Here is a 13,887-nt window from a genome sequence, read left to right as displayed (position 1 = left end):
CGTGGTCACCGACGATTCGCCGCGTAGTAGCGTAGCCGATACGTTTCCGCGGGTGTCGTGCCTGTCACCCGGAGAACTGAGGGGGGTTCCATGGTGATGCGGGGCGCACCGCCACCGACTGCGACGAGCGCGGGGGCGACACGGTCGGCGGCGCGCGTGGACACCGATCATCCCGCGGGCGCACACCGGCACCGTCGTGGCCTGCCGCTGGGCACCCTGGTGCTGATCGAGACCGTCCTCGCCGCCGGACTCGTCGGATGGGCCGTCAGCGGGTCCACGCTGGGTGCGATCGCGCTGATACTCGCCGCACTCGCCTCACTCGCACTGATCCCGCTGCGTGGGCGCAGGTCGATGGTCGCTGCCTGGTCGCACCGCATCGGCTTCCGCTGGGCGCGGGCACAGCGGGGCGCCGCCGACCTCGTTCCGGCGTCCTTCGACATTCCGGCCGGACCACAGACCGGCCGCACCCCCCTGAGGACACCGACGTCGGTGACCGACACCATCGGCGCCCGGTGGGTGGGCGACACACTGATCACCGTGCTCCGGGTGTCGCCCGCAACGCCTGCGGTGACCTATCTGACCCCGGCCGGGGCCGCGGTGAACGACCCGACCGGCCAGGTGGTGCCACTGGATGCGCTCGCCGAGTGCATCAACCCGTTCGACATCCGACTGGATTCGATCGAGGTGATCAGCCACGGCGTGCGTAGCTGGGGCGGCGGCACGATCGCGCAGACCTACCACCGCACCCTGGGCCCGCTGGCGGCGACGGCGCACCGCTCCGTGCTGGTCGTGCTCCGCCTCAACCCCCTCGATTGCGCCGACGCGGTGGCGCGTCGTGGCGGAGGTGCCGTCGGCGCCCTGCGCACGGCGACGATCAGCACTCGCCGCGTGGCCAACCGGCTCTCGGAGAGCGGCCTGCGCGTCTCGATCCTCAACGCCGCCGAGATCACCACGGTCACCACCCAGTTGTCCGAGGGCGCACCGATCGACGACATGGGCGAGGAGTGGGATTCCATCGCCGCAGGCGAACTGCGGTTTCGTAGCGCGCTCATCGACCCGGACCTACTCGCGTCCGTCATGTCGACGATCTGGGTCAACACCGCGTTGTCGACCACCACGACGGTGCGCCTGCGCCATGATGCCGAGGGCGCACTCGAGGTCAGCGGCATGGTGCGATTCGCCGAGTTGCCGACGGCGGGCCGAACGGCCGATCCGCTCCCGGCAGGTCTGACCGTGCTGGAGGGACACCAATTCGACGCTCTGGCAGCCAGTCTGCCGATTGCCGTACCCGGCAGGCTCGATCGCCGCCTCCGGTGCGCTCACGGCGACGACGCCCTCGCGTTGCTGCGGTCGATGCGGATACCGGCCGGCGGATGTGGACAACTTGTTGGTGCCGACCACAGCGGGCGAGCCGTCGCGGTACCGCTGCTCGGTCCCGACGTCCGGGCGGTGGCGCTCTGCGCTGGACCACAGGTGGTCGGTCAGGTGATCCTGCGGGCGATCGCGATCGGCGCTGCGGTCACCGTGCACTCCGTGCGACCGGCCCACTGGCACAACCTGATCGCCCAGGTCGGCGATCTGCGGCGACTCGCATTGAGCTCCGACCGGGTCCAGGCCCCGCTCGGGCACCGGGTGGCGGTCTACGACGGACTCACCCCGCCGCCGGCCGAACCCCACACCACGCATCTGACGGTTCTCGCACCCGACGACCCACGCGTGACCGACCTAGTCCCCGACGCAGCGGTCATCCTCCGGCAGAACCCGCGGGCGCCCCAGGACATCTCGGTCACCACGGCGAACGAGCGAGTGGCCGTCACGATGGTTGCGACCCCCGACGAATGGAAGATGCTGGGGCGGTAGCGAAGCGCTGGCACGGCGCTACTGCTCGCGCCCCGCACTCACCGGGACCAGTGCCCGGAAGAACACCGCACGCGACGACGATGCGTGCACCACCACATCGGGCTCGGAGTCGGCGATCCACACCGCCTGCCCGGCCCGAACCGTGATGGGCCGGCCACCCATCGGACGGACCTCGATCGAACCGGTCAGCACGGTCAGGATCTGTGGACCGGGCATGTCGAAACAGATCGAGGAGGCATACAGCAGGCCGGTGCCGTCGAGCTCCACCCGCGACAACCGGAACTCGGGAGCGGCGGTCACATAGATGCGCTCGGCGCCGACGGTGTGTACCGCAGGCACGAGATCATCCACGGCGGCGGGTGTGAAATCGAGCACGCGCAGCAATTCGGGGACGTCGATGTGTTTGGGTGTCAATCCACCGCGGAGCACGTTGTCGGAGTTCGCCATGATCTCCACCCCGGTCCCCCGCAGATACGCGTGCAGGTTTCCCGCGGGCAGGTAGAGTCCGTCCCCCGGCTCGAGATGAATCCGATTGAGCAGCAAGGACGCCAGGACTCCCGGGTCTCGCGGGTAGACCTCGCCGAGTTCCAGCACGGTGCGCAGCTCCGCGGCGAACCTCGGCCGTCCCGAGCTGAGGAGTTCTACCGCCGCGGCCAGCACCGCGGGCACCAGCGTGGTGATGGACGCGTCGGGCAGGGTCAGCCATGTGGTGAACAGGGCGCGTAGACCTTCGGAATCCGGTTGCCCGGCCAACATACCGAGATACGGATCGAGTTCAGCGACCTGCAGTTCTCGCAGCAAGTCCACGGTCGCACCCGGATCGCGGAAACCGGCCAACGCCTCGAACTCGGTGAGCGCCACGATGAGTTCGGGTTTGTGCCACGGGTCGCGATAGTTGCGATCTGAGGCATCGAGTCGCAGGCCCTGTGCGTTCTCGCGCTCGAAGCCGTCGCGCGCCTGGTCGGCACTCGGATGCGCCTGCAACGACAGCGGTTCCTCGGCCGCGAGGACCTTCATCAGGAACGGCAACCTACCGTCGAATCGGTCGATCGTGTGTTGACCCAGCATCCCGGGTGGGTCTGCTTGGATCGCCGTCAGCAAGTCGACGTCGATCTGACCGTCCGCGCCGAGACAGGACGCCGGTCCGGCCGGATGAGCCCCGAACCACAACTCGGCCTCCGGATGCGGGGACGGCACCGCCTTGCCTCGCATCGACGCGATCGCGGTCCGCGACCCCCACGCGTAGGGCCGCACCACGCCTTCCAGGGTTCTCATCACCTCAGGTCCTGATCAGCCGGAGATAGACGGCGGCCATCTCGATCCGCAACACCAGTACGAGCAACGCTTCGATGTCTGCGGGTGCGTCGGCGGCCGCCTCATCGGGCATCTGCGTCGGGCTCGGTGGCGTCGGGGTGCCCGACTCGCCGGTCAGCACGTCGAGATCGCCGATCCCGTCGAGCCGCCTGCGCAGATACCAGTCGCGCGCCGGCGTGGTGACCGCCATGACCCGCGGTGGCGCCTCCGCTGCCGGACCGTCGAAGTCCGGGTCGTAGAAGATCGAATCGGTGGGGGCCGATCCGGTGCGTGCCGAGAACTCCCGATGCAGCCGCATGACGTCACCGATCTCGGCGGTCGCAGAGATCACGCCCGCCAGAGCCACCAGCGCCCGGGACGCCTGCGCGGCCACCACCGCGGTTGCCGCGGAGTCGCCGACCCAGAGGATCGACCGGCCATCGAGTCGTCCCGCGATCGCCTTGGCAAGGTTGTGGAAACTCTCCTGACGCGGATGGTTGGCTCCGGCCTCGGCGTCGATGGCGTCCGCGAGGTCGGCCAGCCCGGGAGCGCGACCGGTGAACCGCACCTGCGACAGCGAGACCACGACGGCCAACAGCGCCGCGACAAACCCCGGGAACCGGAAACGCGGGTCCACGCCGACGCGCGGCGACAGATCGATACCGTTGCCACCCAGCGCTTCCCGCAACGGACCCTCGATCGGGGCGGCGACCACGACCTCCGCGCGGCGGCGCAACGATCGGGCTGCGGCGTCGGCCAGCATCATATCGCCGGCGTCGTCACCGGCGATCACCACCACGTCGAGCGGACCGATCCAGCCCGGCAGCACCGAGGCACACACGATCGGCACGTCGACGCGCGCGCCGACGGCCGCGGTCACCAGGGCGGCCGCAGGCGCAGCGGCACCGGTGGGCGAGCACACGATCACGACGCTGCGCGGACGCAACTGCTTGAGGGGCTCCAACACTCCCTCACGCTGCGCCTCCGCGACCGCACGCACCTGGGCGCCGGCCAGGGCAACCGTCGGCAGCAGTCCGTCCACGTCGGCATCGATCAACTCCTCGACGTCATCGAGGTCGAGGGAACCGGTGCGCATGCCATCTAGATTAACCACGGAGCCGACTCGTCAACCACTTCGCCGACGACCCGAGCGCCACGTTGCGACCACACGCAGGCCGACGCGAATGACCGGTACGGCCGCCGCCGCGCACCCCGATCAGTCGATGGGATCGGGCAGCACCCGTAGGTGACCTCGACGTCCCGGTCGTGGCCGTGCGGAATGCGGCGAGCGACGTGTGGGCTCATCGGCCGACGGTGACGATTCCGATGACGCCACCCCGGGACGTCCGCGACGATGTCGGCCCGGCGGCCGCGTGTCGTCGAGGGGATCGAACAGATCGGGGAATCCCGGTGTCACATCGACACGGTCGGCGCCGCCGACCTCACGGACCGCCTCGGCCAGCGCGGTGAGCTCGTAGTCCTCGGCGACCGGCGCGGAGAAGCCGCTCTCGCTGCGCAACATCTCCCAGCCCCGTGGCACGGTGATCCGTCGGGCATGTTCGTCACACAGGTCCCACGAATGCGGCTCGGCGCTGCTGGCCAACGGTCCGATCACCGCGGTCGACTCGGCGTAGACGAAGGTCAGGGTAGCCACCGCGGAACGGGCGCAGCCGGGCCTGCAGCACTGTCGGGGGAGCTTCACGCAGTCGAGGTTATCCCCGCGGGGCCTTGCGCGCCGGTGGCGACACGCGCGCACGCCCAAAGACACCTCACCCGAGACACCGACGTGACAAATACCTACACTCTCGACATGCGCTTCGATGCTCCCCGCCCCTCGCGTGGCCGTGGCGACGATCCGCGCGGCCGCGGGCAGGACGCGCGGGGTCGGCTGAACCAAACCCGCGGCCGGGCCGCGGAGTCTCGGTCCGGGGCACCCACACGGCGATCCGGTCGGCGAATCGGGGTCCGCGACCGCCGTGGACGCGGTCTGCGTTCGCCGCTGCTACCCCAATCCGTGCCGGCATTCGCCAGCCGATCCGACTCGTTCGACGTGACCGCTCTCGAAGCGTTCGCGGAGATCGATGCGCACTGGCACGAACAGCTCATCGGGCTCGACATCGCCGTCGACGACATCCCCCGCATGCTCCCGCGCGACCCTGAGTCGATCCAGTGGCCCGACGAGGTCACCGCCGACGGGGCCATACCGCTGGCTCGACTCATCCCGGCCGGCGTCGACGTGACCGGTCAGCCCACGCGGGCCCAGATCATATTGTTTCGGCGACCACTGGAGATCCGCGCCAAGCGTGGCGCCGATCTGCTGGAACTCGTCCACGAAGTCCTGGTGCAGCAGGTGGCGACCCACCTCGGCGTCGATGAGGACACCGTCGACCGCGGGCCGGAGTGATCGGCGCCGTGACGGTGAACAGCACTCGGTGACACCGCAGGAGCTGTGACCGCCCTACTGTTCGGCCCGCTGAGCGGACCGGCGGACCCTCAGATGATGCCGCGCTTGAGGCGGCGGCGCTCACGCTCGGAGAGACCGCCCCAGATGCCGAACCGCTCGTCGTTGTGTAACGCGTACTCGAGGCATTCCGACTTGACCTCGCAGCCCTGGCAGATGCGCTTGGCCTCGCGGGTGGACCCGCCCTTCTCCGGGAAGAACGCCTCCGGATCGGTCTGCGCACAGAGCGCGCGGTCCTGCCACTGTTCCTCGACCGCGTCGAAGAGATCATCGAAATCGTTGGGCACCAAGGAGAGGTGGCGACGCTGAGGCCACGGCGAATTCTCTACCGGCTCAGCGGAATCCACACCGATGATCGGCGACATGAATGAATCGCCGGGCACTCCAATGGGATTGACGCCCACCTCGGCACCGGCGAGCTCTTCCGCCCGATCGATCGGTGCGGCAGGGCTGTGTTGATCGGAAATATTGCGTGGTTCAAGGGGATTGCCGATCGGGTTTTCGAAAGCCATCGTCGGCGCCTCCTAGCTCGAGAGTCTGTCAGTTCCAGTTACCGCCGGATGCGGCCGGCCACCCTGCCGCTCCGCCGCATCTGCCCACACCGTCGATCTCACCGCGTGTCCGGGGCCAACCCCCACCGGGCTCTTCGAACATATGAGCGAAAGCCTTGCGCTCCATCGATTCTCGATCTCGAAACCCGGAATGACACTGATGTGATTACACACGGCCGAGGCCACCGCGGTCAAGTTAAACCGAAAGATTCCTTCATACCACCAGTCTTCGGGATCTCTCGGTCCGACACGGACCGGGTCGGTGGAGATCTGCAATCTCACAGATCGCCGATCCCCTCCCCCCAGAGTGCCACCCATGGTAGCGAACCCGATGCCACCCGGTCGCCACGTCATCGGCGTACCGACGGTGACCTCGGACTTCGCGTCCTCGCAGCACGTTCGCGATGCATCGCCGACGACGCGTCAGTCATGTGACAGCAGCCAACGCCCGCCAAGGGCGTTGGGAGACATGGCCTAGAGTGAACGAGGTGAAAGTGACGGTCCTCGTGGGCGGTGTCGGTGGCGCGCGGTTTCTCTCCGGCGTGCGGGAGGTATTCGAGCCCACCCCCTTTCCCGATCCGGCCGAGCAGCCCTCGCACCGGGACACGGCCGATGGCGACGTCATCGGTAGCCCGCCACATGCCGGCGCCAGCGCCGGTACGCATTCGGTGACCGCAGTCGTCAACGTCGGCGACGATGCCTGGATGCACGGGGTGCGTATCTGCCCTGACCTCGACACGTGCATGTACACCCTCGGCGGCGGAATCGACACCGCCCGCGGTTGGGGCCGGGTCGACGAGACGTGGCACGCCAAGGAAGAGCTGGCCGCCTATGGCGCCGACCCCGACTGGTTCGGTCTGGGTGACCGCGATCTCGCCACACACCTGATCCGCACGCAGATGCTGGACGCGGGCTATCGACTGTCCGACGTGACCGCAGCCCTGTGCCGGCGTTGGCAGCCCGGGGTGCGCTTGCTGCCGGCCACCGACGACCGACATGAGACCCATGTGGTGGTGGCCAAACCCGACGGTGACGAAGGTGAGCGCGTGGCCATTCATTTCCAGGAATGGTGGGTGCGCCACCGCGCCCGCATACCCACCTTCGGGTTCGCGCAGGTGGGCTCCGACGACACCCGAGCCGCGCCGGGAGTTGCCGAGGCGATCGCCGACGCCGACGTCGTGTTGCTCGCGCCCAGCAACCCGGTGGTCAGCATCGGCGCCATCGTGAGTGTGCCCGGCATCCGAAGTGCGCTCCGGACCACGTCCGCACCGGTGGTCGGGATCTCGCCGGTCATCGACAACCGGCCCCTGCGTGGGATGGCCGACGAATGTCTGTCGGTGATCGGCGTGGAGACCTCGGCGGAGGCGATCGCGGCCCACTACGGCGCTCGCAGCGGCAACGGAATCCTGGACGGCTGGCTGGTGGCCGAGGGCGACCGGGCCGCCGTCGACGGGATCACCATCGGCTCGGCTCCCCTGCTGATGACCGATCCCGCCGCCACCGCGCAGATGGTGCGCGATGCGTGCGCACTCGTCGGAGTCGGCACTCCCGACCTCGACGACGGCTCCGTTGGCGGACCCGCATGACCGCCGGCACCGGTCGACCCGACCACGGCGCGAGCGGCGGACTCGAGATCCGGCCGGTCACCGGCCTCGGCGAGTTCGGGCCGGGCATGGACGTCGCCGCCGAACTGCTCACAGCGGCGCCCTGGCTCGCCGACGGCGACGTGATCGTGGCGACCAGCAAGATCTTCTCCAAGGTCGAGGGACGCATGGTCGATGCGCCGACCGACCCCGACGAGCGAGACGCTCTGCGCCGACGACTCATCGACGCCGAATCGGTTCGCGTGCTGGCTCGCAAGAACCGCACGCTGATCACGGAGAACCGCAACGGTCTCGTCCAGGCCGCCGCCGGCGTCGACGGTTCGAATGTCGCGACCGATCAGCTCGCGCTGCTGCCCGTCGACCCGGACCTCAGCGCGGCCGGACTACGACGGCGCATCCACGAGCTGGCCGATCTCGACGTGGCGGTGGTGGTCACCGACACCATGGGTCGGGCGTGGCGCAACGGCCAGACCGATGTCGCGATCGGGTCGGCAGGGGTCGCCGTCTCTCACCCTTATGACGGGTCGGTCGATGCGCACGGCAATCCGCTGATCGTGACCGACATCGCCGTTGCCGACGAGATCGCCGCCGCCGCCGATCTCGTCAAGGGCAAACTCGGCGGGATGCCCATCGCCGTCATCCGTGGCCTGCATCCCGTCGACGACGGTTCGCGGGCGGCCGACCTGGTCCGCCCCGCCGACGAGGACCTGTTCCGACTCGGCACCGCCGAGGCCATCGAACTCGGACGGCGCGAGGCACTGCTGACCCGCCGATCGGTGCGTTCCTTTGCGCCCGAACCCGTCGAGAGCGAGATCATGCACGCCGCGTTCGCGGATGCGCTGACCGCCCCGGCCCCGCACCACACCCATCCCGTCCGCTTCGTGTGGGTGCGGTCCGGCGACCGCCGTGCACACCTGCTCGACGAGATGAGACAGGCCTGGCGTATCGATCTCGAGAGCGACGCGAAGTCACCGGAGTCGGTGGCCAAACGTCTGGGCCGCGGTCAGATCCTGTACGACGCACCGGAACTGGTGATACCGTTTCTGGTTCCCGACGGGGCTCACGAGTATCGGGATGCGCGACGCAACGCTGCCGAACACACGATGTTCACCGTCGCAGCCGGCGGCGCGGTGAACGCGTTACTGGTCGCGCTGTCGGTGCGCGGGATCGGTAGCTGCTGGATCGGGTCGACGATCTTCGCCCCCGAAGTGGTGCGCCGGGCTCTCGACCTCGACGACGGGTGGGAGCCGTTGGGCGCCGTCGCCGTCGGGCGGCCCGCGACCGAGAGCCCGACCCGCGCACCGGCCGACACCACGGGACTGGTGATCGAGCGATGAGCGCACCGTCGTTGAAGGCCTCGACCGAGCAGGCCCTACGCTCGTGGGCCGCCCCCGATGCCGAACAGGACTCCCTGCGCCACACGTATCTCGCATTCCTGGCCGCAGCCCCCGACGGGTGCCTGCGTGCCAGCGAACCCGGCCACATCACCGCGTCGGCGATCGTGTTCGACGCGTCCCTGCGCCATGTGTTACTGACCCTGCACCCGCGCGTGGGTAAGTGGATTCAGCTCGGCGGGCACTGTGAGCCGGACGACACGACGATCGCCGATGCCGCGCGTCGGGAGGCTATCGAGGAATCCGGTATCGCCACCCTGCGACTCTCGCCGATGCCGGTCCATCTGCATACCCATCCGATCACCTGCTCGCTCGGCGTACCCACACGCCACCTCGACGTGCGCTACGCCGCGATCACCGAACCGACCTCCGACGGAGATCCGCCACCGGTGATCCGCAGCGACGAGTCGGTCGACCTGGCATGGTGGCCGATCGATGCCCTCCCCGCGGACACGGACACCGTCGACGTCCCGATCCTCATCGACCGGGGCCTCGCCGCGATGCGGTGACGCCGACGGCAGCGGTAACGGTGGCGATGCGTCGGTGAACTCCCGCATGCTGCGTCAGACGCGGAAGCCCTTGCCCACGGTTACGACACCACCGCTGCTCACCGAGAACCGCTCTCGGTCGGCCTCGGAATCGACGCCGAGCGCTACGCCTTCGCCGACCGTCACGTTCTTGTCGAGGATCGCGTGGCGCACGACCGCTCCCTTACCGATCCGCACACCGGGCATCAGCACACTGCCCTCGACGATCGCGCCGTCTTCGATCACCACGTTCGCCGACAGCACCGAGTCGCTGACGGTGCCGGCCGACACGATGCAACCCGCACCAACGACCGAATCCTGGGCCGTTCCCCCCTGGACGAACTTGGCGGGCGGCAGGTTGACGGTCTCGCCACGGATCGGCCACCGCTGGTTGTAGAGGTTGAAGACCGGGTGTACGGACACGAGATCCATGTGTGCGTCGTAGAAGGCGTCTAGCGTACCGACGTCTCGCCAGTAGCCCTTGTCCCGCTCTGTCTCCCCGGGTACCTCGTTGTCCTTGAAGTCGTAGACATAGGCGCGATCCCGGCGGACGAAGGCGGGGATTATGTCGCCGCCCATGTCGTGGTCGGAATCCGAGTCGGCGGCGTCGGCGCGGATCGCGTCCACCAGCGCATCAGTGGTGAACACGTAGTTGCCCATCGACGCGAAGGTGACCTCGGGATCGTCGGGGGTGCCCGGCGGCTCGGCAGGCTTTTCCAGGAATCGGGTGATCCGTCCCGTCGAATCGGAGTCGATGCAGCCGAATGCGGTCGCCTCCGCGCGGGGCACCCGGATGCCGGCGACGGTGACATCGGCACCGGAATCGATGTGGGCCTCGACCATCTGCGAGGGATCCATCCGGTACACGTGGTCGGCGCCGAAGACGACGATGTACTCGGGCCGTTCGTCGCTGATGAGATTCATCGACTGGAAGATCGCGTCGGCGCTGCCGGTGTACCAGCGTGGCCCGAGCCGCTGCTGGGCGGGCACCGGGGTGATGTACTCACCGTGGAAGCCCGAGGAGAACCAGGTCTGCGAGATGTGACGGTCAAGTGAATGCGACTTGTACTGCGTGAGAACACAGATCCGTTCATAGCCGGCGTTGACCAGATTGGAGAGCACGAAGTCGATCAGCCGGTACGAGCCGCCGAACGGAACCGCCGGTTTGGCGCGATCCATCGTCAAGGGGTACAGGCGCTTCCCCTCGCCGCCTGCGAGAACGATTCCGAGCACGTGCGGCTGTGATCTCACATGCTCCAACTTAACGGGCATCGAACGTCGCGGCTAGGCGAATGGCCCTCTCCCGAAGCCGAGTTTCGCCACACCGATGGCGAGCCGGCGACGATCCGGTTAGCGTCGTGCGCATGAGGGTGGCGATGATGACCCGGGAGTATCCACCCGAGGTGTACGGCGGCGCCGGCGTACACGTCACGGAGCTCGTCAGACATCTGCGCGCACTCACCACGGTGGATGTGCACTGTATGGGCGCCGACCGGGAAACCGCGCAGGTCTATCAGCCCGATCCGGGTCTGGCCGGAGCCAACGCGGCGATCACCACGCTGTCCACGGACCTGCGGATGGCGATCGGGGCGCATGGCGCCGACCTGGTCCATTCGCACACCTGGTACACGGGCCTGGCGGGCCACCTCTCGGCTGCGCTGCATGGGGTTCCGCATGTGCTCACCGCGCACTCACTGGAGCCGATGCGCCCATGGAAGGCCGAACAACTCGGTGGCGGCTATCGCGTCTCGAGTTGGGCCGAACGCAATGCGGTCGAGTACGCCGATGCGGTGATCGCGGTCAGCTCGGGGATGCGCACCGACGTGTGCAACACCTACCCTCGGCTCGACCCCGAACGGGTTCACGTGGTGCGCAACGGTATCGACACCACCAGCTGGTTCCCGGTGGACGATCCGTTCGGACCGGAATCGGCGCTCACCGGACTCGGAGTGGACCCGAGCCGTCCCATCGTCGCCTTCGTCGGGCGGATCACCCGTCAGAAGGGCGTGGCACATCTCGTGGCAGCGGCCCACCAGTTCCATCCCGACATCCAGTTGGTATTGTGCGCAGGCGCTCCCGACACCCCGGAGATCGGCGCGGAGATCGAAGCGGCGGTGGCCGAACTGGCCACGTCCCGCGACGGCGTCTTCTGGGTGCGCGACATGCTGCCTCAGCCGCGAATTCGCGAGATCCTCACCGCCGCACACGTTTTTCTGTGTCCGTCGATCTATGAACCGCTCGGCATCGTGAATCTCGAGGCTATGGCTTGCGGGACCGCCGTGGTGGCCTCTGCCGTCGGCGGAATCCCGGAGGTCGTGCGCGACGGCGTCAGCGGGCGCCTGGTGCCCTACGACCCGGTCGATCCCCGCGCGTTCGAGTTGGGCCTGGCCGAGGCGGTCAACGCCGTCGTCTCCGATTCGGCCGAAGCCGAGGCGATGGGCACCGCCGGCCGCGAACGTGCGCAGGCCGAGTTCTCGTGGGCATCGATCGCCGAGCAGACGCTCGAGGTCTACCGGCTCACCCTGCGGTGATCACCGGTCGTCGGCCGACAGACCGTCACCGTGACCGACACCGTCACCCCGCAGGGCCCGGAGATCTCGGTCATCGCCGCGGCGGCTGACGCGATCTCGTCGGCGGTGCGATGGAATGCGGAGGGACCCATGCTCACCAGGTCGCCTATGCCCGCCGCATCGAGCTCGCGGCGGTGCGCCACCGGGTGTTCGCCGATGACCTCGAAACGGTCGCCGAGTGCCGAGCGCAGTCGTCGGTCCTTGTCGTCGGCGATGCCCAACATGTCCATCGGTCCGACGATCTCGCCGAGGTGATCGGCGTTGGGTGTCACCACCACCAACACCCCGCCGGGATGCAGCACCCGGGCGAACTCGTCGATGTTGCGGGGGGAGAACACCGACAGCACCGCACCCACCGAGGCGGTGCGGATCGGCAGGGGACGCCAGACGTCGGCGACCACAGCGGCGGCACGCGGGTGTCCACGAGCGATGGCACGGGCACAGAACTTCGACAGGTCCAGTCCGATGCCCCACAACTCGTCCGAGCCGGCGAGAGTCGCGGCCAGGTAGTGGCCGGTTCCGGCGCCCGCATCGAGCACCATCGGCGGTCGGTTCGATTCGAGGTCGCTTCCGGGTACCGGCCACGCGGCATCGGCGACCGCTCGGAAGACCGGGTCGAAGAGCCCGGATTCATGCACCCGCCGTCGCGCGCCGACCATGGCAGCGGTGTCGGAGCGATGCGGTGTCGAGCGACCGTCGAGAAGCGAGACATACCCCTGCCGGGCGATGTCGAATCGATGTGACGTCACACAGATCAGGGATCGGTCGTCGTCGGCGACCTCGAGTGCGACGGAACAGACCGGGCACCGCAACGCGGATTCGACGACGCGCAGCGGAACCTGCCGATCAGCTGATCGACTCAGCCGGTGACCCCGCGCAGTTCCTCGCCGAGGGCGGCAGCCTCGTCGGCACTCAGTTCGACCACCAGGCGCCCGCCGCCCTCGATCGGAATCCGGACAACGATTCCACGTCCCTCCTTGGCCGCTTCGAGGGGGCCATCCCCAGTACGTGGCTTCATCGCCGCCATTCTCGAACTCCTTTCAGAGCATCCGCCACACCGTGTGGAACGACACCCGGCGCAGCGATCGGACTGCCACAGGTGCCAGGACAATGATACGTGGTGGCGAGATGATCACCCGCGCACTCTGCGGCGACGTGCCGAAAACGCCCATTCGACGCCCGGCACGGAGGTCCGATCGGATGATCGACGCGTCGATCACGTCCTGTCTGATCGGGGCTCGTCGACCTCTGGGCCGGCCGCGACGGAGTGGCCCGGAATGCCGTTGACGCTCGGCATGTCGGCTTCCTCGCGTGCCTGCAGGTCGAGCACGACGCCGCGCAGTTCGTCGAGTTCACGGGCGAGCTTCTCCATCGCCCAGTCCACCTCCGACGGCGAGTACCCGCGCAGGGTCTGCCGAAAGACCAGGCCGCGAACGTGATCGCCGGTGATGCCGGCACGCGGCAACCGAGTCAGCGTGGTACCGCGGTCGATGGGCGGCACCTCCTCACCACGGCCGAACACGAACCAGACCACGGCGAACACCGCCGCGACCACCACGGCCATGATCAGCAGATACAGCAACATCGTCTGCATGGCACCAATAGTGGCAGACAGCCTGCCGCGCGT

The 13,887-nt window shown here is 68.3% G+C and carries 14 protein-coding genes; 6 read left to right on the top strand and 8 right to left on the bottom strand.

What is annotated here, in order from left to right:
* The first annotated feature begins 156 nt into the window (after positions 1-156).
* A complete protein-coding gene (gene eccE / locus VX037_RS07160; RefSeq protein ID WP_328713738.1) occupies positions 157-1,860 on the top strand; it encodes a type VII secretion protein EccE in 1,704 nt (567 codons plus the stop codon).
* A gap of 18 nt (positions 1,861-1,878) precedes the next feature.
* Here the strand turns inward: eccE and manA are convergent, their stop codons facing one another.
* From manA to VX037_RS07145, 3 genes are all read right to left on the bottom strand, one after another.
* Positions 1,879-3,135 carry a mannose-6-phosphate isomerase, class I gene (gene manA / locus VX037_RS07155; protein WP_235722781.1) on the bottom strand — a complete coding sequence of 419 codons (1,257 nt, stop codon included), beginning with the start codon at positions 3,133-3,135 and terminating at the stop codon, positions 1,879-1,881.
* Between the two features lie 4 nt (positions 3,136-3,139).
* Positions 3,140-4,249 (bottom strand): hypothetical protein, encoded by a 1,110-nt coding sequence (locus VX037_RS07150; protein ID WP_266061751.1) that lies wholly within the window; start codon positions 4,247-4,249, stop codon positions 3,140-3,142.
* A gap of 120 nt (positions 4,250-4,369) precedes the next feature.
* A complete protein-coding gene (locus VX037_RS07145) occupies positions 4,370-4,855 on the bottom strand; it encodes a DUF3499 domain-containing protein (RefSeq protein ID WP_266061752.1) in 486 nt (161 codons plus the stop codon).
* Between the two features lie 255 nt (positions 4,856-5,110).
* Between VX037_RS07145 and VX037_RS07140 the strand changes: the two genes are divergently transcribed.
* Positions 5,111-5,557 carry a metallopeptidase family protein gene (locus VX037_RS07140; RefSeq protein ID WP_235722780.1) on the top strand — a complete coding sequence of 149 codons (447 nt, stop codon included), beginning with the start codon at positions 5,111-5,113 and terminating at the stop codon, positions 5,555-5,557.
* A gap of 89 nt (positions 5,558-5,646) precedes the next feature.
* On the opposite strand, the gene VX037_RS07135 is transcribed toward VX037_RS07140, so the two are convergent.
* Positions 5,647-5,904 (bottom strand): WhiB family transcriptional regulator, encoded by a 258-nt coding sequence (locus tag VX037_RS07135; protein ID WP_171011557.1) that lies wholly within the window; start codon positions 5,902-5,904, stop codon positions 5,647-5,649.
* Between the two features lie 749 nt (positions 5,905-6,653).
* On the opposite strand from VX037_RS07135, the gene cofD reads away from it, so the two are divergent.
* From cofD to VX037_RS07120, 3 genes are read left to right on the top strand one after another with little or no spacing between them, the layout of a single operon-like run.
* On the top strand, positions 6,654-7,751 hold the full coding sequence (cofD, locus tag VX037_RS07130; RefSeq protein ID WP_287016714.1) for a 2-phospho-L-lactate transferase: 1,098 nt from the start codon (positions 6,654-6,656) through the stop codon (positions 7,749-7,751).
* Positions 7,748-9,106, top strand: coding sequence for a coenzyme F420-0:L-glutamate ligase (locus VX037_RS07125; protein WP_266061754.1), 1,359 nt, complete (start codon positions 7,748-7,750; stop codon positions 9,104-9,106). The genes cofD and VX037_RS07125 overlap by 4 nt, the downstream gene beginning before the upstream one ends.
* The gene (locus VX037_RS07120; RefSeq protein ID WP_287016713.1) at positions 9,103-9,672 is read left to right on the top strand and encodes an NUDIX hydrolase; all 570 of its coding nucleotides are present in this window, start codon (positions 9,103-9,105) and stop codon (positions 9,670-9,672) included. Before VX037_RS07125 ends, VX037_RS07120 begins: the two co-directional genes overlap by 4 nt.
* A 54-nt stretch (positions 9,673-9,726) precedes the next feature.
* Here VX037_RS07120 and glgC read toward each other — a convergent pair whose 3' ends face one another.
* Positions 9,727-10,941 carry a glucose-1-phosphate adenylyltransferase gene (gene glgC / locus VX037_RS07115; RefSeq protein WP_287016712.1) on the bottom strand — a complete coding sequence of 405 codons (1,215 nt, stop codon included), beginning with the start codon at positions 10,939-10,941 and terminating at the stop codon, positions 9,727-9,729.
* A gap of 113 nt (positions 10,942-11,054) precedes the next feature.
* On the opposite strand from glgC, the gene glgA reads away from it, so the two are divergent.
* A complete protein-coding gene (gene glgA, locus VX037_RS07110) occupies positions 11,055-12,221 on the top strand; it encodes a glycogen synthase (protein WP_287016711.1) in 1,167 nt (388 codons plus the stop codon).
* Here the strand turns inward: glgA and VX037_RS07105 are convergent.
* From VX037_RS07105 to VX037_RS07095, 3 genes are all read right to left on the bottom strand, one after another.
* Positions 12,200-13,072 carry a putative RNA methyltransferase gene (locus VX037_RS07105; RefSeq protein ID WP_328713736.1) on the bottom strand — a complete coding sequence of 291 codons (873 nt, stop codon included), beginning with the start codon at positions 13,070-13,072 and terminating at the stop codon, positions 12,200-12,202. The two genes, glgA and VX037_RS07105, sit on opposite strands and share 22 nt — an antisense overlap.
* A gap of 47 nt (positions 13,073-13,119) precedes the next feature.
* Complete coding sequence (locus VX037_RS07100) at positions 13,120-13,287, bottom strand: DUF3117 domain-containing protein (protein ID WP_076479797.1); 168 nt, start codon at positions 13,285-13,287, stop codon at positions 13,120-13,122.
* 189 nt (positions 13,288-13,476) lie between these two features.
* Entirely contained in the window at positions 13,477-13,854 is a 378-nt protein-coding gene (locus VX037_RS07095) for a DivIVA domain-containing protein (protein ID WP_235722461.1), read from the bottom strand.
* Between the last annotated feature and the right edge of the window lie 33 nt (positions 13,855-13,887).

This window comes from Gordonia sp. Z-3, assembly GCF_036233855.1.
GTDB classification, from domain to species: domain Bacteria; phylum Actinomycetota; class Actinomycetes; order Mycobacteriales; family Mycobacteriaceae; genus Gordonia; species Gordonia tangerina.
The sequence above is the reverse complement of the archived record's forward strand: the minus strand, read 5'-3'. Positions and strand labels throughout refer to the sequence as shown.